General features: G+C 69.1%; 23 protein-coding genes. 11 read left to right on the forward strand and 12 right to left on the reverse strand.

Going from position 1 to position 22,290, the window contains the following annotated elements; all coding sequences use genetic code 11:
• Nucleotides 1-80: 80 nt before the first annotated feature.
• Nucleotides 81-521 (forward strand): YtoQ family protein, encoded by a 441-nt coding sequence (locus ACGTNG_RS03970; protein WP_394575632.1) that lies wholly within the window; start codon nucleotides 81-83, stop codon nucleotides 519-521.
• A 122-nt stretch (nucleotides 522-643) separates the two neighbouring features.
• The gene (locus tag ACGTNG_RS03975) at nucleotides 644-1,618 is read left to right on the forward strand and encodes an alpha/beta hydrolase (protein ID WP_394575633.1); all 975 of its coding nucleotides are present in this window, start codon (nucleotides 644-646) and stop codon (nucleotides 1,616-1,618) included.
• 13 nt (nucleotides 1,619-1,631) lie between these two features.
• Here the strand turns inward: ACGTNG_RS03975 and ACGTNG_RS03980 are convergent, their stop codons facing one another.
• Nucleotides 1,632-2,447, reverse strand: a complete 816-nt coding sequence (locus ACGTNG_RS03980) for a peptidoglycan-binding protein (RefSeq protein WP_394575634.1) — start codon at nucleotides 2,445-2,447, stop codon at nucleotides 1,632-1,634.
• Between the two features lie 268 nt (nucleotides 2,448-2,715).
• Here ACGTNG_RS03980 and ACGTNG_RS03985 point away from each other — a divergent pair, with 268 nt between their 5' ends.
• The gene (locus tag ACGTNG_RS03985; protein WP_394575635.1) at nucleotides 2,716-3,534 is read left to right on the forward strand and encodes a MotA/TolQ/ExbB proton channel family protein; all 819 of its coding nucleotides are present in this window, start codon (nucleotides 2,716-2,718) and stop codon (nucleotides 3,532-3,534) included.
• On the forward strand, nucleotides 3,527-4,369 hold the full coding sequence (locus ACGTNG_RS03990) for a flagellar motor protein MotB (protein WP_394575636.1): 843 nt from the start codon (nucleotides 3,527-3,529) through the stop codon (nucleotides 4,367-4,369). Before ACGTNG_RS03985 ends, ACGTNG_RS03990 begins: the two co-directional genes overlap by 8 nt.
• Here ACGTNG_RS03990 and ACGTNG_RS03995 read toward each other — a convergent pair.
• Genes ACGTNG_RS03995 through ACGTNG_RS04010 form a run of 4 tightly spaced genes read right to left on the reverse strand, consistent with a single transcriptional unit; the run spans nucleotide 4,351 to nucleotide 8,009 of the window.
• A complete protein-coding gene (locus ACGTNG_RS03995; protein ID WP_394575637.1) occupies nucleotides 4,351-4,980 on the reverse strand; it encodes a response regulator transcription factor in 630 nt (209 codons plus the stop codon). The two genes, ACGTNG_RS03990 and ACGTNG_RS03995, sit on opposite strands and share 19 nt — an antisense overlap.
• A 49-nt stretch (nucleotides 4,981-5,029) precedes the next feature.
• Nucleotides 5,030-6,724: a PAS domain-containing sensor histidine kinase gene (locus ACGTNG_RS04000; RefSeq protein ID WP_394575639.1), complete on the reverse strand. Its 1,695-nt coding sequence runs from the start codon at nucleotides 6,722-6,724 to the stop codon at nucleotides 5,030-5,032.
• Entirely contained in the window at nucleotides 6,724-7,392 is a 669-nt protein-coding gene (locus ACGTNG_RS04005; RefSeq protein WP_394575640.1) for a 2OG-Fe(II) oxygenase, read from the reverse strand. Before ACGTNG_RS04005 ends, ACGTNG_RS04000 begins: the two co-directional genes overlap by 1 nt.
• Nucleotides 7,389-8,009, reverse strand: a complete 621-nt coding sequence (locus ACGTNG_RS04010) for a CoA pyrophosphatase (RefSeq protein ID WP_394575641.1) — start codon at nucleotides 8,007-8,009, stop codon at nucleotides 7,389-7,391. The genes ACGTNG_RS04005 and ACGTNG_RS04010 overlap by 4 nt, the downstream gene beginning before the upstream one ends.
• Before the next feature lie 103 nt (nucleotides 8,010-8,112).
• Here ACGTNG_RS04010 and ACGTNG_RS04015 point away from each other — a divergent pair, with 103 nt between their 5' ends.
• Nucleotides 8,113-8,670: an NUDIX hydrolase gene (locus ACGTNG_RS04015; protein ID WP_394575642.1), complete on the forward strand. Its 558-nt coding sequence runs from the start codon at nucleotides 8,113-8,115 to the stop codon at nucleotides 8,668-8,670.
• A gap of 107 nt (nucleotides 8,671-8,777) precedes the next feature.
• On the opposite strand, the gene ACGTNG_RS04020 is transcribed toward ACGTNG_RS04015, so the two are convergent.
• Nucleotides 8,778-9,533, reverse strand: a complete 756-nt coding sequence (locus ACGTNG_RS04020; RefSeq protein ID WP_394575643.1) for an SDR family NAD(P)-dependent oxidoreductase — start codon at nucleotides 9,531-9,533, stop codon at nucleotides 8,778-8,780.
• A 444-nt stretch (nucleotides 9,534-9,977) separates the two neighbouring features.
• Between ACGTNG_RS04020 and dctP the strand changes: the two genes are divergently transcribed.
• The 3 genes from dctP to ACGTNG_RS04035 all read left to right on the forward strand — a co-directional run bounded on the left by dctP (nucleotide 9,978) and on the right by ACGTNG_RS04035 (nucleotide 12,885).
• Entirely contained in the window at nucleotides 9,978-10,994 is a 1,017-nt protein-coding gene (gene dctP, locus ACGTNG_RS04025; RefSeq protein ID WP_394575644.1) for a TRAP transporter substrate-binding protein DctP, read from the forward strand.
• A 68-nt stretch (nucleotides 10,995-11,062) separates the two neighbouring features.
• Entirely contained in the window at nucleotides 11,063-11,590 is a 528-nt protein-coding gene (locus ACGTNG_RS04030) for a TRAP transporter small permease (RefSeq protein WP_394575645.1), read from the forward strand.
• Complete coding sequence (locus ACGTNG_RS04035) at nucleotides 11,590-12,885, forward strand: TRAP transporter large permease (protein ID WP_394575646.1); 1,296 nt, start codon at nucleotides 11,590-11,592, stop codon at nucleotides 12,883-12,885. Before ACGTNG_RS04030 ends, ACGTNG_RS04035 begins: the two co-directional genes overlap by 1 nt.
• Nucleotides 12,886-12,940: 55 nt before the next feature.
• Here ACGTNG_RS04035 and ACGTNG_RS04040 read toward each other — a convergent pair whose 3' ends face one another.
• A complete protein-coding gene (locus ACGTNG_RS04040) occupies nucleotides 12,941-13,252 on the reverse strand; it encodes a YqfO family protein (protein ID WP_394575647.1) in 312 nt (103 codons plus the stop codon).
• A gap of 240 nt (nucleotides 13,253-13,492) precedes the next feature.
• On the opposite strand from ACGTNG_RS04040, the gene ACGTNG_RS04045 reads away from it, so the two are divergent.
• A complete protein-coding gene (locus ACGTNG_RS04045) occupies nucleotides 13,493-14,023 on the forward strand; it encodes a fasciclin domain-containing protein (RefSeq protein ID WP_394575648.1) in 531 nt (176 codons plus the stop codon).
• 185 nt (nucleotides 14,024-14,208) lie between these two features.
• On the forward strand, nucleotides 14,209-15,045 hold the full coding sequence (locus ACGTNG_RS04050; RefSeq protein WP_394575649.1) for a fructosamine kinase family protein: 837 nt from the start codon (nucleotides 14,209-14,211) through the stop codon (nucleotides 15,043-15,045).
• 749 nt (nucleotides 15,046-15,794) lie between these two features.
• Here the strand turns inward: ACGTNG_RS04050 and ACGTNG_RS04055 are convergent.
• From ACGTNG_RS04055 to ACGTNG_RS04070, 4 genes are read right to left on the reverse strand one after another with little or no spacing between them, the layout of a single operon-like run.
• Nucleotides 15,795-16,442 (reverse strand): ABC-type transport auxiliary lipoprotein family protein, encoded by a 648-nt coding sequence (locus tag ACGTNG_RS04055; RefSeq protein WP_394575650.1) that lies wholly within the window; start codon nucleotides 16,440-16,442, stop codon nucleotides 15,795-15,797.
• Nucleotides 16,439-17,377 (reverse strand): MlaD family protein, encoded by a 939-nt coding sequence (locus ACGTNG_RS04060; protein WP_394575651.1) that lies wholly within the window; start codon nucleotides 17,375-17,377, stop codon nucleotides 16,439-16,441. The genes ACGTNG_RS04055 and ACGTNG_RS04060 overlap by 4 nt, the downstream gene beginning before the upstream one ends.
• 2 nt (nucleotides 17,378-17,379) lie before the next feature.
• On the reverse strand, nucleotides 17,380-18,234 hold the full coding sequence (locus ACGTNG_RS04065) for an ABC transporter ATP-binding protein (RefSeq protein ID WP_394575652.1): 855 nt from the start codon (nucleotides 18,232-18,234) through the stop codon (nucleotides 17,380-17,382).
• Entirely contained in the window at nucleotides 18,231-19,358 is a 1,128-nt protein-coding gene (locus ACGTNG_RS04070) for an ABC transporter permease (RefSeq protein WP_394575653.1), read from the reverse strand. Before ACGTNG_RS04070 ends, ACGTNG_RS04065 begins: the two co-directional genes overlap by 4 nt.
• Before the next feature lie 257 nt (nucleotides 19,359-19,615).
• Here ACGTNG_RS04070 and ACGTNG_RS04075 point away from each other — a divergent pair, with 257 nt between their 5' ends.
• A complete protein-coding gene (locus ACGTNG_RS04075) occupies nucleotides 19,616-21,169 on the forward strand; it encodes a phospholipase D family protein (RefSeq protein ID WP_394575654.1) in 1,554 nt (517 codons plus the stop codon).
• A 64-nt stretch (nucleotides 21,170-21,233) separates the two neighbouring features.
• Here the strand turns inward: ACGTNG_RS04075 and ACGTNG_RS04080 are convergent, their stop codons facing one another.
• On the reverse strand, nucleotides 21,234-22,151 hold the full coding sequence (locus ACGTNG_RS04080) for an alpha/beta fold hydrolase (protein WP_394575655.1): 918 nt from the start codon (nucleotides 22,149-22,151) through the stop codon (nucleotides 21,234-21,236).
• Nucleotides 22,152-22,290 lie beyond the last annotated feature (139 nt).

Consider the following 22,290-nt stretch of genomic DNA (forward strand, 5'->3'; position numbering starts at 1 on the left):
CTCTCATATATGGAAGGGATTTCCACTCGCACCACGGCTGGGCTACCATGGCGGTCACATTTCCCTGTTCTGGAGCCCGCATGAGCTTTTACGTCTATCTCTCCGGCGAGATCCACACCGACTGGCGCGACGAGATCCAGCGCGGCGCCGAGGCCGCGGGCCTCGATGTCGTCTTCACCGCACCGGTCACCGATCACGACGCCAGCGACGCCGCCGGCGATCACCTGGGCCCGCAGAGCGAGGGCTTCTGGCGCGACCACAAGTCGTCCAAGGTGAACGGCATCCGCACCAAGACGCTGATCGAGCAGAGCGATCTGGTGGTGGTGCGCTTCGGTGACCAGTACAAGCAGTGGAATGCGGCCTTCGATGCCGGCTACTGCGCGGCGCTGGGCAAGCCCTACGTCACCCTCCACGGCGAGTCGATCATCCACCCGCTGAAGGAGGTCGACGCCTCGGCCATGGCCTGGGCCACCACCACCGAGCAGGTGGTCGAGATCCTGCGCTACGTGCTCAAGGCCTGAGGCGGCGGGCGCCGCGCGCCTGCGCTCGACCGGGCTCCCGCCCGCCTGGTCGGGCGGGGGCGCTGTGCTAGCTTGAAGGAACCGGGCAGGGCCACCTGCCGCTCACCGCGAGGTGGTCCTTCATGCTCTTCATCACCAATCGTTTTCCCACCCAGAGCATCCGCACCCGGGCGAACCGCCCCTTCGACTTCGACCTCAGGAACAACGCGGCCAGCAACTCCGTCTTCTACTGCGAGGAGGTCGGCGCGGGGCAGTACCAGGAAGTCGGCAGCACGGCCTTCCTGCGGCGCCTGAAGGAGTCCAATGCGCGGCAGGTGCTGATCTATATCCACGGCTTCTCCAACCTGCCCGAGGACGTGTTCGCCGCGGCCCGCGAGTTCCAGGACCTCTGCGATGCCGGTGACCCCGGCGAGGTGCTGGTGGTGCCGCTGATCTGGCCCTGCGACAACGACCTGGGCATCGTCAAGGACTACTGGGACGACCAGGAGTCCGCGGACCTGAGCGCCTTCTCCTTCGCCCGGGTGCTGCAGCGCTTCCTCGACTGGCGCGAGGGCGACCAGTTCGCGAAGGACCCCACGCCCTGCCTCAAGCGCATCAACGTGCTGGCTCACTCCATGGGCAACCGGGTGCTGCGCGAGACGCTGCGGCTGTGGCGCAAGTACTACCTGCCGGGCGGCGTGCCGCTGCTGTTCCGCAACACCTTCCTGATTGCCGCCGATATCGTCAACGAGTCGCTGGAGGAGGGGAACGCCGGCGAGCCCATCACGCATGCCTCGCGCAACGTCACCGTCTACTTCGCCTCCGATGACCTGGCGCTGCGCGCCAGCAAGGCCTCGAACCTGCGCAACCGCATCGCCTCGCGGCGCCTCGGCCACTCCGGCCCGGAGGACATGGCGAAGGTGGGGCGCAACGTCTTCGCCGTGGACTGCGACGACGTCAACACCCGCTACGACTACCCCAAGGGGCACTCCTACTTCCGCTCGGGCGAGGTCTTCGGCGAGCCCGGCGTGGTCTTCCTGCACCTCTTCGCCGCGCTGAAGACCGGCCGCGTCTTCCCCGAGGACGAGACCCGCCGCATGACCATACTGCGCGACTGACGCGCGCGTCGGCTCAGAGCTTGGCCGCCTGCACGTGCATCCAGTCGAAGTTGCGCGTGCGGCCGAGGCTGACCCAGCCCTCTTCCTCCCAGATTTGCCACCAGGTGTCATAGTCCGGCCGCGCCATTCGGGCGCGGTCGCGCCCCCACTTGAGCTTGTTATGGGCGGGGTCCCAGTCGATGGCGATGCCCCAGGCGTGGGTCGACCAGGCGGTGCCGCCCCGCTTGCGCCGCTTGTTGTAGCAGCCGCCGTAGCGGTGAAGCCCCAGTTCCCGGAGGCGCTCGGGGCCGTAGTGATCGTTCACTCGCGCGAGGATGCGCGTCAGGCTCTCCGCGACCCTCTCGTGGCAGCCGATCCCGCTCGGGTGGGTGCCGAGGTCCCAGGCGAGGCAGAGCTGCCAGGGGCAGGGGACGACCACCATCGGCGGCTTGCGAGTCGGTGAGCCGAGCGCCTGATGGAGCTCCGCCTCGCGGACCCAGCCGTTGGGGTTGGCCTCCAGCGGCTGCTGATCCCGCCAGGGGGCGGGCGGCTGGCCGGTCTCCTGGATGGTGGCCAGCACCTCGGCCGCGTACTCGCTCTGCGGGCCCCACAGGCCGTCGATCGGGCCGACCTCGATCTTCTTCAGGCGACAGGCGACCTGCAGGCAGGTGACGGCGCGCCGTCGGTCGCTCCAGGTGGCGGCCGCCGCCGGCACCAGGGCGGCATGGGCGTCGAGGGCGGTCTTCACCGCGGCGCGGGTCTTCGGGCCGCGCAGGCCGTCGATCTTGCCTCGGTAGCTGCCGCTCTTGGCGAGGAATCGCTGAAGGGTCCTGACGTCCGTCCGGTTCATCTCGACCTCCCCCCTTTACAGGCCAGGGCACCCGCGTTTCGCCGGGTGCCTGATGGCAGTGTAGGTAGGGATCTCGATGCCGACCTCGTCATGGCGAGCCGGGCTCGGGCCAGGGGGCCGCGGATCAACGGGGCCGATTCCCGCCGGGATGGCAGGCAGCACGTCAGGCCAGATAATGTATGCTGTGGTGCAGTAACAGTGGGTGTTAATTTAGGTTCTGCATCAGGCAACATGCGCCAGGGACACTAGAAGAGGCGGAGAAAAGGCCATGGATTTTGCAACCATCATCGGCATGCTGGGTGCCGTTGCCCTGATCTCGGGCGCGATAGGGCTCGGCGACTCGCCGATGATATTTCTCAACCCTGTCAGCCTGCTGATCGTGTTCGGCGGCAGCCTGATGGTGGTGCTGTCACAGCTGCGCTTCAGCGAGTGCCGCATGGCGCTCAGCGCGGCGAGCCGCGCCTTTCGCAATACCCTGCCGGATACCTCCGAGACCATCGAGGAGATGCTCGAGGTGTCGAAACTGGCGCGCAAGGGGGGCCTGCTGGCGCTGGAGGGGTTCGAGACGCGCTCGCGCTACCTCCAGCAGGGCCTGCAGATGCTGGCGGACGGGTTCGATCAGAAGGTGGTCAAGGAGATGCTCGACAAGGAGCGCCTGATGACCCTGGATCGCAACCAGACGGGGGCCAAGGCCTTTAGGCTCTTGACCGACGTGGCGCCGGCCATGGGCATGGTCGGAACCCTGATCGGCCTCATCCAGATGCTCTCCAACATGGACGATCCCTCATCGATCGGCCCGGCCATGGCCGTGGCGCTGCTGACGACGCTCTACGGTGTCCTGCTGGCCAACATCGTCGCCAAGCCGATCGCCGAGAAGCTGGAAACCCGCATGGATCATCAGGAGAAGCTCCAGTCGCTGTGGACGGATGCCCTGATGGCGATCCAGGACGGCAAGAACCCGCGGATCGTGGAGCAGATGCTGCTCACTTACCTGCCGGATGACGTGCGGGATCGGCGCAAGCAGGGCGGCGAAGGCGATGCGCCGTCGATCGAGGAGCCGGCCGAGCAGGGCGCGTCCAATGGCTAGGCAGCGATCGCGTAGCGGGAACGAGATTCCGGCCTGGATGGTGACCTACGCCGACCTGATGTCGCTGCTGCTCTGCTTCTTCGTGCTGCTGCTCTCCTTTGCCGAGATCGACCTGGAGCGCTTCAAGCAGCTGGCCGGGGAGATGTCCCGGGCGTTCGGCGTTCAGCGCGACGTGCCGGCAGAGACCATCCCCAAGGGCACCAGCGCGGTGATGGATCGCTTCTCGCCGGCCGAGCCCGAGCCGACCCTGCGAGACGAGGTGCGCCAGACGACGAGCCGTGAGCGCCCCCTGCTCGATACCCATCGGCTGCGGGAGCAGCGACTGAAGGCGCTGCAGCGACGCCTGGAGGAGCGGCTTCGCCCCGCCATCGCCGAGGGAGGCGTCAAGGTCGCGCGGGACGGCAGCAGCGTGGTGATTCGCGTCAACGAGCAGGGCTCCTTTCCCTCGGGCTCGGCGGAGGTGACGCCCTCCTTCGCCGCGCTGCTGGACGATCTGTCCGACACCCTGGCGGACGCTCCGGGAAGCATTGCCGTGCGCGGCCACACCGACAACGTGCCGGTTCGCAGCGCACGCTATGCCAGCAACTGGAATCTCTCGGCGATGCGTTCGTCGGTGGTGGCGAACCGGCTACTGGAGAACGAGGCGTTGGCGGCCGGACGGTTGACGGTGACCGGGCACGCCGACACGCGACCGATCGCCTCGAACGACACCGCCGAGGGGCGTGCCCGCAACCGCCGCGTGGAGATCATCATCCAGCTGGACGACGGCGAGGCGGCGGACATGCCGTCCTCGCTCTCGGGTCAGGCCGCCTCCCGTCAGCTCCCCTCGGGGTAGGGGCTCACCAGCTCCAGCGCCACGCACAGGCGCACCAGCTCGGCGAGGTTGGCCGCACCCAGCGCCTTCATGGCGCGCAGGCGGTAGACCTCCACCGTCTTGGCGCTGATGCCGAGCTCGGCGGCGATCTCGCGGCTGGTCAGCCCCTCGGCCACGTGCACGAGGATCTGGCGCTCCTTGGGCCGCAGGCCGGCATAGCGCTCGCGCAGCGCCTCGAGGCGGCCCTGGGCCTGGCGGTGGCGACGGTGCTGGGCCAGGGCCTGCTGCACGGTATCGATCAGCTGCTGATGGTTGAAGGGCTTCTCGATGAAGTCGCAGGCGCCCGCCTTGAGCGCCTGTACGGCCATGGGCACGTCGCCGTGGCCGGTCATGAAGATCACCGGGGTGTCGTCGCCGCGCTCGCCGAGCCGCTGCTGCACCTGCAGGCCGGAGAGGCCGGGCATGCGCACGTCGAGCAGGATGACGTTGTGGCGCCCGGGCTCGGCGTCGAGCAGCGCCTCGCCGTCGCCGTAGGCCAGGGTCGCGAGGCCCACCGAGTCGAGCAGCCAGGTGAGGGAGTCGCGCAGGGCCTGGTCGTCGTCGACCACGGCGATACAGGGCTTGTCGGGCACGGGCCCCTCCAGGTGGGGTGAGCGAAGGAAGTGGGGTGAACGAAGGCGCTCAGCGGGCCGGCGGCAGCGGCCCGGGTTCGGCGAGCAGTGTACCGGCAAAGGTGGCGCCGCCGGAACCGCCGGCCGGTGCCAGGACGAGCCGGCCGCCCATGGCCTCCATCAGCGAATGGCTGATGGCGAGCCCCATGCCGAGGCCCTCGGGGCGACCCGAATGGAAGGGCGCGAAGATCCGCTCGCGCTCGGCCTCGGGCACGCCGGGGCCGCGGTCGGCGACCGTGAAGTTCACCTCCCGCGGGCCACTCTGCCGGGCGCTGAGCGTCACCCGGTCGGCGCCGGGGTGGGGGCGGCTCGCCTCCAGGGCGTTGAGCAGCAGGTTGACCAGCACCTGCTCCAGTGCCACGGGATCGGCCTGCACCCGCGGCAGATCCTCGGGCAGGGCCTGATCCAGCGCGATGCCGGCCTGCTGGAACTGCCATTCGCAGAGCCGGCAGGCGGCCTTCACGACCTCGGAAAGTGCCACCGGCCGCGGCCGGGTCTGGCCCTTGCGCACGAAGGTGCGGATGTGGCGCAGCCGTTCGGCGAGGCGCTGCACCTGTTCGCTGATCCGCGCGAGCGGCACCGCAAGCTCGCCGGCCGGGCCCGATGGGTCGGCCTCGAGGCGCATCAGCGCGCCGCTGGCGTAGTTGGCGATGGCGCCCAGCGGCTGGTTGAGCTCGTGGGCAATGTTGGAGGCGAGCTCGCCGGTGGTCGCCAGGCGGTTGGCGTGGGCGATCTGCTCCTGGTGGCGGCGCTCCTGGGCCTCGGCGGCCTTGCGCAGGCCGATGTCGCGGTTGATCAGCGAGAGATGGTCGGGCGCGGCGGCGGGGCCGTGATGGGCCATCACCACGCTGAGCACCGGCACGGGGCCGCGCGGGCCCCGCATCGCGAGCTCGCCGCTCCAGGAACCGTAGCGCGCCACGGCGGGCAGCACGACCTCGCGCAGCACGGACAGCGACTCGGCGGTATAGGCCTGCTCGAGGTGCTGGGCATCCCCCTCCCGACGATTGCGGCCCGGGCGGTCGCGCCCCGGGTGCGCCAGCAGCCGGCGGGCCGCCTCGTTGGCGGTGAAGATGCGCTCGTCGCCGTCGAGGAACAGCACGTAGTCGGTGGTCGACTCCACCACCCGGGCGAGGCGCTCGCGGTGGGCCTCGGCCTGCAGGCGTCGGCCGACGTCCCGGGAGACGCAGAGCACGTCCAGAAGCTCCCCGGTGTCGGGATCGCGGCGGGTGCGGCTGGTGGTCTCGAACCAGACGTAGTGGCCATCCTTGGCCCGGAAGCGGTAGGTCTGCTGGTAGAAGCCGTCGTGGTAGTAGATGCGCGGCGACTTGTTGATCAGGTCGGCGAGGTCCGCCGGGTGGAAGAGGTCGTAGGCCGAGACGCCGATCAGCTCCTCGGGTTCGAAGCCGAGCAGCTCCCGGGCCGCCGCCGAGGCGTAGAGGAAGGTGCCGTCCCGGGCGTGGCGCGAGATCAGGTCGGTGGTGCTGTCGGCCAGCCACTGGTAGTGGCGCTTCTCGGCGTCCAGCGCCGCGTTCTCTGCCTCGAGGGTCGCGTTGTTCTCGATGAGGGCGGCGTTGTCGGCCTCCAGTGCCGCTCTTTCCGCTTCCAGCGCTGCGTTGTCCGCTTCGAGCTCGGCTTTTTCCGCTTCCAGTGCCAAGCAGCGCGCCCTGAGCCGCTCGTGCTCGTCCTGGTCGCCTGCACTCGCCATCAGCGTGCCGGGTCCACCAGGCCACCCAGCGAGGCGTTGCGCCGGAACCAGCCGGCGATGCTCGCGCGCGGCAGGCGGGTCGGCAGCACCTCGTGGGGCACGCTGTCGGAGAGGAAGCAGGCGAAGGTGCCGGCCTCCGGGCGCACCCGGGCCACCTCGCGCTCGGGGTCGTCGGCGGCGAAGATCACCATCTCGCCGCCGCCGTCCGCGGGCCAGTCGGGGTTCAGGTAGCCCACGGTGGAGATCACGCGGTTGGCGCGGCCGCGGAAGCTGTCGAGGTGGCGGCGATAGAAGGCGCCGGGCGGGTAGTGGGCGAAGTGCGCCTCGTACTCGAAGAGCCCCAGGAACAGCGCCCGGTTGAGCTCCTGCTGCAGCTCGGCCATGGCCTCCAGATACTGTCGCCGGGCCTGGCTCTCGCGATCCAGCCAGCGGATAGCGTCGCCGCGGATGTCCCGGCGCAGGGCGTGCTCCTGGCCGCGGCCGATGCCGGCGGCCTCCAGCACCTCGTGCTCGGCCATGGCGCCGAGCTCGTGGTGCAGCGTCGCGCACAGATCGGCGGGGATGAAGTCCTCGCCGACGTACCAGCCCTGTTCCACCAGGGCATCGACCAGCTCGGCCAGGCGGGCGCGGGGCAGGGCGGTGGCGAAGGCGTCGCGTGTCGGCATCATGGGCGGGAGACTCGGCGTTCGGGAAGGTGGATCAAGTCGCCCGACGGGCGCTCGAAGAGGCTGATCGGCATGGCGAAGCCCTCGGCGAGCAGCTCCACCAGCATCATCGCCGAGAGCCCCCAGATCACGTGGCCGTCGGCGCGGTAGCTGGGCACGTAGTAGTCCCGGCCGTCCACGCGGATCACGTCGGTGTGGGTGCGCTGGTCCTCGAGGAAGTGCGTCAGCGGCACCTCGAAGATGGCGTCGAGTTCGCCGGGGTCGGGGGTCAGCGGCAGGTCGGGCGGGATCAGCCCCACCCAGGGCGTGACCCGGATGCCATGCAGCGAGATCACGTCCGATAGCCGCCCGAGCAGCTCGACGCGCTCGGGGGGCAGGGCGATCTCTTCCCGGGATTCGCGCAGCGCCGTGGCCAGCAGATCGGCGTCGCCCGGCTCGCGCTTGCCGCCGGGAAAGGCGACCTGGCCGCTGTGGGTATTGAGGTGGCCGGCGCGTCGGGTGAACAGCAGGGTCGGCTCGGGGCGGTCGACGATGGGCAGCAGCACCGACGCCTCGGGCAGGCGCCGGCTGATCCGGCGCGGGCGGTGTGCTTGCAGGCGTTCACGAAGGTTCTCTAACATGGGGCTTCCATCGGGTTTGATTCCTTCTACTCGGCCGCCATGAGCGGCGTCAAGCCCTGACCGGGCGGCCGTCATGCCGCCCTCCGGCCTGCCAGGGAGCGCCATGAACTTCTGCAGTCACTGTGGCCATACCGTGCGCTTCGCGATTCCGGACGGGGACGATCGCCCCCGCCACTGCTGCGACGAGTGCGGCACCATCCACTACCAGAATCCGCGCATCGTCGCCGGCACCCTGCCGGTGAGCGGCAGCCGGGTGCTGCTGTGTCGCCGCGCCATCTCCCCGCGCAAGGGGTTCTGGACCCTGCCGGCGGGCTACATGGAGAACGCCGAGACCACCGTCGAGGCGGCGGCCCGCGAGACCCGCGAGGAGGCCTGTGCCGAGGTCGAGATCCATGGCCTCTACACGCTGATCAACCTGCCGCACATCGACCAGGTCTACATGATCTTTCGCGCCGATCTCGCCGGCGGCTTCGACGCCGGACCAGAGAGCCTCGAGGTGGCGCTGTTCGAGGAGCACGAGATTCCCTGGGACGAGCTCGCCTTCCCGACCATCGAGCGCACCCTGCGCCACTTCTACGCCGACCGGCGAGAGGCGGCCTTCCCCCTGCACGTCAGCGATATCACCGCCGAGGACCGCGAGCGCTATTTCGGCAGCGCCTAGCGGCGGCCGCCCTCGAGTTCGGCGGCCCTCATGCCCCCCTGAGCCAGCCCATCGACAGCGCCCCGACCCGGGGCGCTGCTCGTTCGTGTGGGTGCTGCTCGACGCTCTCAATCCCTTTCGACGTGGGTCGGCGACCAGCTCTGCCGCGTCGGCATGATCTCCAGGAAGTTGATGTTGATGTGCGCCGGCAGCGTCGCCACGTGGACGATCTGCTCGGCGACGTCCTCGGCCTGCAGCGGCGTGGTGTCCTGGTAGAGCGCCTCGGAGGCGGCCTCGTCGCCCTTGGTGCGCACTAGGGTGAACTCGGTCTCGGCCAGGCCCGGGGCGATGTCGGTGACCCGCACGCCGGTGCCCTTGAGGTCGCAGCGCAGGTTGTAGCTGAACTGCTCGACGAACGCCTTGGTGGCGCCGTAGACGTGGCCGCCGGCATAGGGCCACTTGGCCGCCGCCGAGCCGATGTTGATGATGCTGGCCCCCGCGCCGGTGGCGATCAGCAGCGGCAGCATGGCGTGGGTGACGTTGACCAGGCCGGTGACGTTGGTGTCGATCATGGTGTGCCAGTCGGCCAGGTCGACCTGCTGCGACGGCTGGGGCGCCAGCGCCAGGCCGGCGTTGTTGACCAGGCAGGTGACCCCGCGAAACGCCTCGGGCAGCGAGTCGACGGCCTGTTTCACCGCCTCGGCATCGCGCACGTCGAGGGTCAGGGTCAGCACCTCCACGCGCTCGGCAAGCTCTTGCTTCAGGGCCTCTAGCCGCTCCTGGCGGCGACCGGTGAGGATCAGCGACCAGCCGGCGTCGGCGAAGCGCCGGGCGGCGGCGCGGCCGAAGCCGGACGTGGCACCGGTGATCATGGCGATGGGCATGGGGAAACCTCCTGATCGTGAACGGGATATGCGGCCTCGCATCATAGGCCGGCTGGCCCGCTGTCTCCAGTGGCCGCGCGATCTCCCCGATACCCCCAGGGTCGCCGACACCGGCCGGGTAAGCATGATGGGCAGACAATGTCCATGATCCGGATCAGGTGTTGGGCGCCTCCAGGGCTGTCGCGCCATCTCGTGTCCCGTTACGACCTCCAGACGCGCGGCGGCGACACGCTCGAACGGTGGCCGCGAGGGGAGGTCGCTGGCAGGTGGCATGAAAACTGGTGGAATATCTCGGGAAAGCCTCTCAGCCAGAACAGAACCACAGTGTCATGCCTTAAAGAAGGCGAAACCTGCCAATTTGTCCTCCCTGGGGCGTCGATTGACCGGCTCTCTGGCGGGCGGTAAACAGTGCCTGCCAATCACAACAAGTCGCGAGATACCGCCATGACGCTTCTGCCGAAGGGGACCTGCCTTGTCCCTCTGACCGCTCTTTCCGCCGCCCTCCTGCTGGCCGGCGCGCCCCTCGATGCCGAGGCCGCCAAACTGCGCCTGGCCACCGATTCGGGCACCCAGGGATCACCGGCGGGCGATACCCTCGACGAGTGGAGTCGGCTGATCGAGGAGAAGTCCGACGGCGACCTCGAGGTCGAGGTCTACTACCAGAACGAGCTGGGCGGGCAGCAGGAGGTCTTCGACCTGCTGGTGGCGGGTGAGGTCGACATGATGCTCAGCTGGCCGATGACCTCCTACGACAAGCGCATCGGCGTCATCTACACCCCCTACATGACGCGCTCCTGGGACGAGGCCATCGAGGCCTACAGCCCCGGGGGCTGGGTCAACGACCTGCTGGGCGGCATCTTCGCCGACATCGGCCTGAAGTTCTTCGGTCCCTGGCCCGAGGGGTTCAACGGCGTGGCATCCCGCGACCAGTACGCGCTCGACATCGAGAGCGCCGAGGGGCTCACCGTGCGCACCATGCCGGTCTTCCCGGCACCGCAGACCATGCAGGCCCTGGGGTACCAGACCGCCGCCATCGACTGGGGCGAGGTCTATACCGCGCTGCAGACCGGCGTGGTGGATGGCGAGGCGGGCAACGTCATCTACTGGCCCTATGAATACTTCAGCGACACCCTGGATTACTACGTCCACACCAAGCACTTCTTCATGACCGGCATCCTGACCATGAACATGGACAGCTTTGATCGCCTGAGCGAGGAGCACCAGCAGGTGGTCAGCGAGGCGGCCCACGAGATCATGGAGCGGCAGTTCGTCGCCGCCCGTGAGCGGGACGAGCACTACATCGCCAAGGCGCAGGAAGACGGTATGGAGTACTTCGCCCTGCCCGAGGAAACCCTCGACACCTTCGCCCGCCGCGCCCGGGATGAGGTCTGGCCGCTCATGGAGGAAGAGCTGGGCGCCGAGATCATGAACACCATTCGCGCCAACGCCACGTCGCTGTGACGCTGTCCTCCTGAACCCTGGTGCCGGCCCGTCTTCGGGCCGGCATCACCCGTTGCGAGGGCCCTCCCATGCAACCCTTTTTCAAGACCCTGGACGAGAAGGTCGGCTGGCTGCTCGATGCCGTCGCCTTCGTGACGAGCCTGCTCGTCATGGGGCTGATGCTCTTCCTGATCCTGGCGCGCTACGTCTTCGGCTGGTCGCTGGTCGGCATCCTGGAGCTGGTGATGCTCGCCGGCATGTGGCTCTACATGACCGGGGCATTGATCGCCAGCCGTCGCCGTGAACACCTGGTGGTGGATTTCCTCGAGCTGCAGCTGCGCGATGCCCGCCTCCAGGCGCTGCACAAGACCCTGGTGGCGGTGATCGTGGCCATCATCAGCGCCTGCTTCGTCTGGTGGGCCCTGCGCATGCTGGCCTGGGGTGTGCAGCGTCCCCAGCACACCCCGGAGCTGTCGATTCCGCTGTGGGTCTCCCAGGCGGCCATCATGCTCGCCAGCATCGGCTGCTTCGTCTACGCGCTGCGTGATGTCTGGCAGGGCGGCGTGGCCATCCGTGCGGCCCGTTCCGGTCATTCGCTCGCCGAGGAGAGATCCTGATGGAAGGCTTGTTCGCGATCCTGCTGCTGCTGTTGCTGATGGGGCTGGGCGTACCCGTTGCCTGGTCCTTCGCCGGGGTGCTGGCCTACCTGGCGCTGGCCTACGATGCCAACCTCGATACGCTGATGATGCAGGGCTTCCGCTCGGTGGACTCGGTGATCCTGATCGCCTTGCCGCTGTTCGTGCTGACCGGCTACTTGATGCAGAGCGGCGGCATCGCCAGTCGCCTGGTGACCTTCATCGAGACGCTGGTCGGCAAGCGGCGAGGGGGCATGGGCGCCTCCATGGTGCTGGCCTCCGGGGTGTTCGGCGCCATTGCCGGCACGGCCACGGCGGCGGTGGCCTCCATCGGCACCATCATGATCGGCCCGCTCGAGGAGCGTGGCTACCCGCGCGGCTATTCCTCGGCGCTGCTCGGTATCTCCTCGCTGCTGGGCATCCTGATCCCGCCCTCCATCACCATGATCCTCTTCGCGGTCGTGACGCGGCAGTCGGTGGCGGCGCTGTTCGCGGCCACGGTGGGGCCGGCGCTGCTGCTGATCGTGGGACTCATCCTGGCCAACCGTCTGGCCTGTGGGCGACTCTTCCAGGAGGTGGCCGGCAAGCGCGAGGGCAGCGGCAAGCCCGTTTCCATGGGCATGGCGACCTGGCGGGCACTACCGGCGCTGAGCCTGCCGTTCATTATCCTGGGCGGCATCTACGGCGGGGTCTTCACGCCCACGGAAGCGGCGGCCGTGGCGGCCTTCGCGGCCCTGGTCATTGGCTTTCTGGTCTACCGCGACCAGTCCTTCACGCATTTCTCGCGCAGCGTGGTGGCCGCCGCCGAGACCACCGGCTCGATCATCCTGATCCTGCTCTTCTCGTTCATGATCGGCCGCATCCTGGCCTTCGAGCGCGTGCCGCAGGACCTCACCGAGCTGATCACCACCCTGATCCAGAACCCCTTGCTGATCCTGATCGCGGTGAACATCTTCCTGATCCTGGCGGGCGCCATCCTCGATGATGTCTCGGTGACGGTGGTGGTGGCGCCGCTGTTCCTGCCGTTGATGGTGGACACCGGCATTCATCCGGTGCACTTCGGTGCCATCGTGGCCTGTTCCGTGGTGATCGGAGCCAACAGTCCGCCCGTTGCCCCGATCCTCTACATGGCCTGCCGCATCGGCCGGGTGTCGATCCACAAGACCTTTGCCCCGGCGCTGCAGCTGATCGCCTTCGTGGGCATCCCGGTCATGCTGGTGACCACCTTCGTGCCCGAACTGTCGCTCTTCCTGCCACGACTGCTGGGCTTCATCTAGGGCCCTACCCCTCGGGACGACGACGCCACGGGCCGATGCGCCCGTGGCGTCGTCGTTAGAGGGCCTCGAGCCGCCAGGCATCGAAGGCCGGCTCCTCGTAGGGGTGGGCGGCCCTGAGGGCGGCCACCGCCTCGCGGATCAGCCCATCCTCGCAGACCAGCTCCACCTTCAGCTCCTCGACCCGTTCCAGGTCGCCGACCCGGCCGATGTGCGGGTCGGCCCCCGGCAGCGGGCGAAACTGCCCGGTGCCCGGGGTCTGGAAGCAGCACGCCTCGTAGTCGCCGATGCGTCCCGCCCCGGTGGCGAAGACGGCTTCCTTGACGGCCTCGGCATCCGCCATCGGCACGAAGAAGGCCAGCTTGTACATGGTCGACTCTCCTCTCTGGGCAATGTGCCTCTCGTTGTGCCATATCGCGCCGGCGGCGTCAGCCATGATGTTGCGGTGAAAAAGAGGCTGCGGAGAAAAATAATACTTGTCCAATATCTATACAGAGTCTAACTTCTGTACAGGTTGAGGCAGAGCGCCCTCCGCCGGATGTTGCAAGTCGAGCGCGACTCACTCTTCCGGACGAGATGCGTCCGCGGTTCTACAAGAGGAAAGTGCCCCATGAAGACCCTTACCACTTCCATCGCTGCCCCCTTCACCGCCCCCGTGACCCGTGCCCTCGGCGTCGGCATGCTGGGACTGATGCTCGCCGGCGGCGTCCAGGCCGATGACCACGGCATGAAGAAGGATATAGTCGACACCGCCGTGGGCGCGGGCCAGTTCGAGACGCTGGTCGCCGCGGTCAAGGCGGCCGAGCTGGTCGAGACCCTTAAGGGCGAGGGCCCGTACACGGTCTTCGCCCCCACCGACGAGGCCTTCGCCGCGCTGCCCGAGGGCACCGTCGAGGACCTGCTCAAGCCCGAGAACCAGGAGACCCTGCAGGCCGTGCTGACCTATCACGTGGTGCCCGGCAAGATCATGGCCGAGGACGCCATGTCCGCCGACAGTGCCACCACCGTGCAGGGCCAGGACATCACCATCACCACCATGGATGGCAGCGTGATGATCGATGACGCCACCGTCATCCAGGCAGACATCGAGGCGAGCAATGGCGTCATCCACGTGATCGATGGTGTGCTGATGCCGGAGTGATTCCCCAGCGATCCGCCTGACGAGCTCTGACGCATATATCTCCCGCTTGTGTTCCTTGGCCGCCCTACGGGGCGGTCTTTTTTTGGTTGATCGCCTGGTGTCGTCCGGCCCTCCCATCGCTTTGACAGCGCCGGCCGGAGTGGCGACCCTCGGGGGCATCGGTACGACTCGGGAGGCATGACCCCATGGAGCGAAGACTGGCGCGTCTGCTGGCCTCGGTGTCCCTGACGCCCCGGGGCGAGCCCGTTTCCCTCGGCGGTGGCGACATCGCCGAGGTCCGGCGCCTGATGACCGATCAGGGAGCGGTGGTGATCAAGCGTGACGATCCCGCGCGGTTGGCCGGCGAGGCCGACGGCCTGCGCGCTCTGCGCCAGGCGGGCACGCGGCTCATCGTGCCCGAGGTGCTGGCCGAGGGTGACGGCTGGCTGGTGATGGAGGCGCTGGAGCGCGGGCACGCGGGGGGCGATGCGGCGCGCCTGGGGGAGGGGCTGCGGGCGCTGCACGCCGATCTGGGCGACGCCCACGGCTGGCCGCGCGACAATGCCTGCGGCCACACGCCCCAGCCCAATGCGCCGCTCGTCGATGGCCGCGCCTTCCAGCGCGAGCGGCGCCTGCTGCCGCTCGCCGCGGCCTGCCAGGAGCGCGGGCTCATGGATGGCGGACTGCGCCGGCGTATCGAGGCCATCGCCCACGGACTCGAGGCGTGGCTGCCGGATGCCCCGGCGAGCCTGGTGCATGGCGATCTCTGGTCGGGCAACGTGCTCTTCACACCCGAGGGGCCGGCGATCATCGACCCGGCGGTCTATCGTCACTATCCGGAGGTCGACCTGGCCATGCTGACGCTGTTCGGCGCGCCGGGCGACGCCTTCTTCGAGGCCTACTGGAACGGCCGCGCCCCGGCCGACTGGCCGAGGCGCGAGACCCTGTTCCAGCTCTATCCGCTGCTCAACCACCTGCTGCTGTTCGGCGGCGGCTATCGCGCCGCGGTCGAGCGAGCGGTGGCGCGGCTGGAAGCCGACTGAGGCCGGAGAGTCAATGACTCCTGTCGAGGCCCCGGCGAAGGTCATCCGGCGTGGCCACGGAGAGGCCGGAGTGGGCGACGGGCCTGGGCGAGCGCATCCGTCGGCCGCCGACGCGCCGCAGCCTGGTCGGCTCGCCGAACGTCGACTCGTCCCACGTCATCCCATTCATGCCGCCGGCCTGGCGAGCGTGCCGCCCGGCCCGACCGGCAAAGGGCCTGGCCCTGGCCGCGGCTTGGGACGTGCCCCGGCCATCTTCCTTGAGGGGAGCGGATGAGGCGAGGGCCCCGGCGCCGACACGACGCACGGGCAGCCAGGCGGTGAGGGCGGCCACCAGCACCAGGCCCACGGCCAGCCTGCCGAATCGTCGTCGTGCTACGTCCGGCATGATCGGAGAGGCGATGCCCCGCACCGCGAGTGTTGGAGAGATGACCTGTTCGATGCGCTTGCAGAATGGATGTCCCATCGCGTGTACCCCTTGCGTGGTGGTGACACGGCCGGCCGACGGCCTCTGCCGAACGGTTCGGCGCCGTGCCTGGGATATCGTGCGAGCGGCGTGCCATTCCCACCGCGGTGCTGGGGAAACGAGAAGAGAACAGCACATTGAGATCGGCTATCGATCGTTTGTTTTTGCTCAAAATCGCCGATCATTGCGGGAAAATGCACGAAATGGACGCGTTTTGAGGGGTGGTTGCGACATGGAGGAGCATCGGCGCCGGCCTGCGCCATGCGATGCCCCGGCCGAGGCGTGCTCAGGACGAGGCGCGGGGCAGCTGCGCCAGCGTCCAGTCGACCACCTCGATGGCCAGCCGGTCGGCGGCGCGCCCGAAGGCCGCGACCACGGCCTCGAGGCCGTCGCCCTCGCTTGCCACCACCGCCTCGACGCGCCGGCTCGCGCGCACCTTGCGGCTGCTGTCGTCGAGCAGCTGGACATCCAGTCGCACCACCACCTCGGGCCTGCCCTCGCGATAGCGGACGTGGAAGGCCCCCAGGTGGCTGGTCAGGGCCGCGTCGCTCTGCGCCCGGCTGGTCTCGTCGATCACGGCGGCCAGGCGGCCGTCGCGGCGGAGGGCCTCGATCACATGATCACGCAGCAGCCGCGGGGCGTCGTCGCGCCAGCGCGCCCCGCCGTAGGCCTGGAACTCCCCGGGGGTCGGCTTGATCAGCAGGCGCCGACCGTCCAGCGGTGCGCCGGCAGCGGGCGTATCGACCCGCAGGGTCAGCGCGCGGGGGGCCTCGATGGAGGCCGGCAGCGTCGGCGCGGGCAGCGTGAACAGCCGCACCGGCTCGCCGTTCGGGATCACGCTGCACCCGGCGAGCAGCCCGGCCAGCATCAGGGGCGGCAGCCGGCTGAGACGTGAGGGGAGGGCGCGGTTGGCGTGCCGGCGGAACGGACTCATGGGCGGAACTCCTGGATCTCGTCACGGCCCAGCAGGGCCTCCGCGGGGTTCTCCTCGAGGCGCTGCAGCAGCCGGTTGAGGGTGCGCAGCGCGGCGTGCAGCTCGTGCATGGCGGGATCGATCTCGCCGACGCCCTGCAGGCCGCGATCCAGCGAGTCCGTGTGGCGTGCCGTCAGGCGGTCCAGCCGTGCGGCGGTGGCGGAAAGCGAGCGCATGGCCTCTCCGGCGTCCTGCAGCGCCGCGGTGCCCTCTTCGTCGAGCAGCCGGTTGGCCCGCTCGCCGAGGCGCTCGAAGCGCTGCAGGGTGGCCGTCGCCTGCTCGCCGGCGCGGCCGATCCCGGTGATGGCCTCGCCGACGCTGCCGCGCTGTTCGACCAGCGAGCCCGAGAGGGTCTCCAGGTGGCCCAGGGTGCGCGTCAGGTGCTCGGCGTTCTGCTCGGAGAGCAGCCGATTGGCATTGGTCAGCAGGCGGTCCACCTTGGTGAACAGCGCCTCGCTGCCGGAGAGCAGCGAACTCAGCGGCGAGGGCTCGGCCTGGATCAAGGGGGGATCGTCGATGTCGCCCTCGAGACGAGGACTCTCCGGGGTGCCGCCGGAGAGCTGCAGGTGCTTGGTGCCGGTGATGTTGGCCAGCGCCAGGCTGGCGCGGGTGTCCTGCCTGATCGGCACCTCGCTGTCGACGCGGATCAGCGCCCGCACCCGGCGCGGATCCTCGGGATCGAGGCGCAGCCGCACCACGTCGCCGACCTCGATGCCGCTGTAGAGCACCGCATTGCCTTCGGACAGCCCGCTGACGGCGCGATTGAAGCCGATCTCGTACCAGGCGTAGTCGCGATCGACGCTCGACTTGCCGAGCCACAGGGCGAACAGCAACGCGCTGCCCAGGGTGATCACCGTGAACAGCCCGATCAGGACATGGTGGGCGCGGGGTTCCATGGTCAGGCGTCCTCTGCCGGGTGGGCCGCCCGCCGGGCGGCGCGGCCACGGGGGCCGTGGAAATAGTCATGGATCCAGGCGTCGTCGGTGGCCTCGACCACCGAAAGGCGATCGGCGACCCGGACCTGTCGCCTGGCCAGCACGGCCACACGGTCGCAGGCGGTATAGAGGGTGTCCAGGTCGTGGGTGACCAGGAAGACGCTCAAGCCCAGGGCGTCGCGCAGGGTCAGGATCAGGCGATCGAAGGCCGCCGCGCCGATCGGATCCAGGCCCGCCGTCGGCTCGTCGAGGAACAGGACCTCCGGGTCCAGCGCCAGGGCGCGGGCCAGGGCGGCCCGCTTGATCATGCCACCGGAGAGTGCGGCGGGATACTGGGTCGCGGCCTCGACGGGCAGCCCGGCGAGGGCCAGCTTGACCCGGGCCAGGGCCTCGGCGTCACCGCGGGCCAGCCCGGCATGCTCGATCAGTGGCAGGGCGACGTTCTCCTCGAGGGTCAGCGAGGTGAACAGCGCGCCGCGCTGGAAGAGCACCCCGAAACGGCGCTCCAGCGCGGAGCGTTCCCGGGGGGCCAGGCGCTGGAGATCCTCGCCGAACACCTCGATGCGCCCCTCGCTTGGCCGCAGCAGGCCGACGATGCTGCGCAGCAACACCGACTTGCCGGTGCCCGAGCCGCCCACCACACCGAGGATCTCGCCCGAATAGAGGTCGAGGTCGAGATCCTCGTGGACGACGTGCTTGCCGAAGCGGTTGACCAGTCCGCGCACCCGAATCAGCGGCTCGGGCGTTGACGCGTCCTGGCCCTGTGCTTCCTGGCGCCTGGGCTGCTGAGGCCGTGATGCCCGCATCGACTCGCTCACCAGCCCATCTCCATGAAAAAGAGTGCGGCCACCGCGTCGAGCAGGATCACCATGAAGATCGACTGCACCACGCTCGAGGTGGTGTGCTCGCCCACCGACTGCGCACTGCCGCTGACCTTGAAACCCTCCAGGCAGCCGATCACCGCGACCACGAAGGCGAACACGGGCGCCTTGGCGAGGCCCACCAGGAAATGGTTGAGGGGGATGTCGCGCTGCAGGATGGAGACGAACTGGAAGAGCGAGATGTCCAGCGCCAGCCCGCAGATCAGGGCGCCGCCGAGGATGCCGCTGAGCATGCCCACGAAGGTGAGGATCGGCAGCGTCAGCATCATCGCCAGTACTCGCGGCAGCACCAGCAGCTCGACCGGATCGAGGCCGAGCGTGCGCACGGCATCGAGCTCCTCGTTGGCCTTCATGGCGCCGAGCTGCGCCGTGAAGGCGCTGGCGGTGCGACCGGCGAGCAGAATGGCGGCGAGCAGCACGCCGAACTCGCGCAGGAAGGCGAAGGCCACCAGGTTGACCGTGTAGATGGTGGCGCCGAAGTCGCGCAGCACCGTGGCGCCGAGGAAGGCCACCACGGCGCCGACCAGGAAGGTCAGCAGGGCGACGATGGGCAGGGCGTTGAGGCCGGTCTGGTGGAGCTGCGCCACCACCGAGGTGAGGCGCCAGCGGCTCGGCCGCCAGGCCGTGGCGGCCAGGGTGGCGAGCACCTGGCCGATGAAGCCCAGCAGCGCTCGCTGCTGTTGGTAGAGGCCCTCGACGTGCTGGCCGACCAGGGCCAGGCCCTCCCGCAGCGGCCGGCGGGGCGGGGCGGTGGGGGCCGGGCGGTCGACCATCGCCTCGCCCAGGGTGCGCAGCAGGGCGCGGCGGGTCGCCGGCAGCGTCGGCGCCCAGTCGTTGATCGCGGCGAGCCGCTCGGCGCCGGTCAGCTCCATCAGCAGCACCGCGCCGGCGGTATCCAGGGCAGCGAGCGGTGCCAGATCGAGCCCCTGGGCAGAGGGCTCGCGGCCCTGGGCCAGGCGCTCGACCTGGCGCTTCAGGCTCGCGTGGTGCTCGAGCGTCCAGTCGCCTCGGATGGCCAGGCGCTCGCCCTGAGGATCGATATGGCCGGGCTCTTTCTTCACGGGCTCTTCCTTCACGGGCTCTGTCGCAGTGGCGGTCATGGGCTCGGGCATGGCCTCGGGTCGTGGGGGCGAGTCTGGGGCTTCGATGGTATCAGTCCAGAAAACATTATATTAGCGTGTCCTGCTTTTAGCGCTGCCGCTCGCCACCGGGTGGCGATCCTAGCGTGATGATCGCGCAGTCGCCGGGTCCATGAGGCGTCGATCAACTACCATTATGGTCTCTCTCATGATTTCTACTGGCTGGCGGGATCGACACGATGACCTCACCTCTCTCCTTGGCCCGAGTCCTCCTGTGGCTGGGCCTGCTGGCGCTGCTCGGCGGCTGTTCCCTGCCGTCTCTCCAGGGGCGGCTCGAATCCTCGGCGCTGGATGAGGCGCAGAGTCGTGACACCTCCCTCGGCGAGGCCCTGGCACCCGCGGTCGACGCCCATCCCGGCCTCAGCGGGATCTATCCGCTGAACAATCCCATCGACGCCTTCGCGGCCCGGATGGTGATGGCCAATGCCGCCGAGCGTACCCTGGACGTCCAGTACTACATCTGGCACCCCGATACCACCGGGCTGCTGCTGTTCGAGGCCCTCTACGAGGCCGCCGACCGCGGGGTGCGGGTGCGCCTGCTGCTCGACGACAGCGGCACCGGCGGCATCGACGACGAGCTCGCCGCGCTTGCCGACCATCCCAATATCCAGGTTCGGCTGTTCAACCCGTTCGTGGTGCGCTCGCCCAAGTGGATCGGCTTCCTGACCGACTTCTCCCGGGCCAACCGGCGCATGCACAACAAGTCCTTCACCGCCGACAACCAGGCGGCGGTCATCGGCGGGCGCAACATCGGCGACGAGTACTTCGGCGCCACGGGGGACGTGACCTTCTCGGACCTGGACGTGCTGGCTGTCGGCGAGGTGGTCGACGACGTCTCGCGCGATTTCGATCGCTACTGGCAAAGCGCCTCCTCCTATCCTGCACAGCGCATCCTCCCGGCCGTCGGACCGGAGGGACGGGTTCGGCTCGAGCAGGCGGTGGCCGAGGCGATGCGCGATCCCGAGGCGGGTACCTATCTCCAGGCCGTGAGCGAGACGGAGCTCGTGCAGAAGCTGCTGGCCAAGGAGCTCGATCTGGTCTGGGCGCCGGTGCGCATGCTCAGCGACGACCCATCCAAGGGACTCGGCGAGGCGAGTGGGCAGGAGCTGCTCAGCCACGATCTCACGCTGATCTTCGACGACGCCGAGCGCCATATCTCCCTCGTCTCGCCCTACTTCGTGCCGGCCAAGGCGGGGACCGAGGCCTTCCGGAAGCTGGAACGAGACGGGGTCGATATCGAGGTGCTGACCAATGCCCTGGAGGCCACCGACGTGGCCGCCGTGCACGCCGGCTATGCCAAGCGGCGCAAGGCGTTGCTCGAGGCGGGCGTCAAGCTCTGGGAGCTGCGACGCGGTGCCCAGCATCAGGGACGCAACCTCAGCGCGGGGCCGTTCGGCAGCTCCGGCGCCAGCCTGCATGCCAAGACCTTCGCCGTGGATGGCGAGCGCGTCTTCGTGGGGTCGTTCAACTTCGATCCCCGCTCGGCCAACCTCAACACCGAGCTTGGGTTCATCATCGAGGATCCCTCGCTGGCCCAGCGGATCGATGACGCCTTCGAAAACGGGGTGCCGCTGCAGGCCTACGAGGTGCGTCTGGATCCCGAGGGCGATCTCTACTGGCTCGAGCGCCGCGACGGCGAGGTGATTCGCCACGACGTGGAGCCCAACACGGGGCCATTCCGGCGGCTGGTGGTCAGCCTGATCTCGCTGCTGCTGGTCGACTGGCTGCTGTAGCGTCGTGGTGATGGGCGGCGACGTGCGCGTTTGCGCCATGCGTGTCTGCGAGCGGGCCGCGAGGCTAGCGGCGGCCCAGGCGCCACAGCAGCCGCTGCCACCAGGGCGTGCTCGCCTGCTGGCCCCGAGATGCCGCTGCCCCCGCGGGCGATGCGGCCAGGAAGGCGGCGATGGGCGCGACCTGGTCGCGGCGGTCGAGCATCGGGGCGTGGCCGCAGCCCGGCACCTCGTGGCTGACGAGCGCGGGTTGCGCCTCGGCCATGCGCGTCACGCTCTCGGCCTTGAGCAGCGGCGAGTGCCGGCCGCGGACGACCATCAGCGGGCAGCGGATCGCGGCCCAGTCCGCCCAGGTGTCGCGCGGCGTGTCGTGGACGAATTGCTCGGCGATGCGCGGATCGAAGTGGTAGGTCCAGCTGCCGTCGGGCAGCCGGCGAGCGCTGTCCAGCGCCAGGCGTCGCCAGGCGTCGTCGCCCTCGATGCCGAAGCCGGTGTAGTGGCGGCGCAGCTCGGCCTCCAGGTCGCTGAAGTGCAGGAAGCGATGGGGCACGCCGAAGTAGCTGGCCAGCTCGGCCAGGCCCTCGGGAGCGAGTTCCGGACCCACGTCGTTGAGCACCAGTCGTTCGATGCGCGCCGCGCTCGCCGGCTCGGCGGCCAGCAGCATGCCCAGCAGGCCCCCCATGGAGGTCCCGACCCAGGGCACGCGCTCCAGGCCGAAGTGATCCAACACGGCGGCTGCTATGGTCATGTAATGGGAATATACATAGTGGCAGGATGGTGCCGACGACCAGCTCGACAGGCCCCGGCCCGGGGTGTCGGGCGCCAGGATCCGCCACTCGGGACCCAGCTCCCGGGCGAAGTCGGCGAAGTCGCCGCCGTGGCGGGCCAGGCCGTGCCAGGCGATCACGGTGCGTGGCGCCTCGGGGTGCCAGATTCGCACGGCAACCTCCAGCGCGTTCACCTTGACGAGTTCCAGGGCATCCATGGGCGGGCTTCCTGAGTAGGCCTGAAGAGTGGTCGACCGAGCCGCGGCCGCCCCGCGAGGGGGATCGCGCCGGTGGTTCTGCCGATGACGTATGTTGCAAGGCAGCATAGCGGACGGCTCCGTCCGGCGGCCAGTTTCC

Source organism: Halomonas sp. B23F22_3 (assembly GCF_043496965.1).
Lineage (GTDB): Bacteria > Pseudomonadota > Gammaproteobacteria > Pseudomonadales > Halomonadaceae > Halomonas.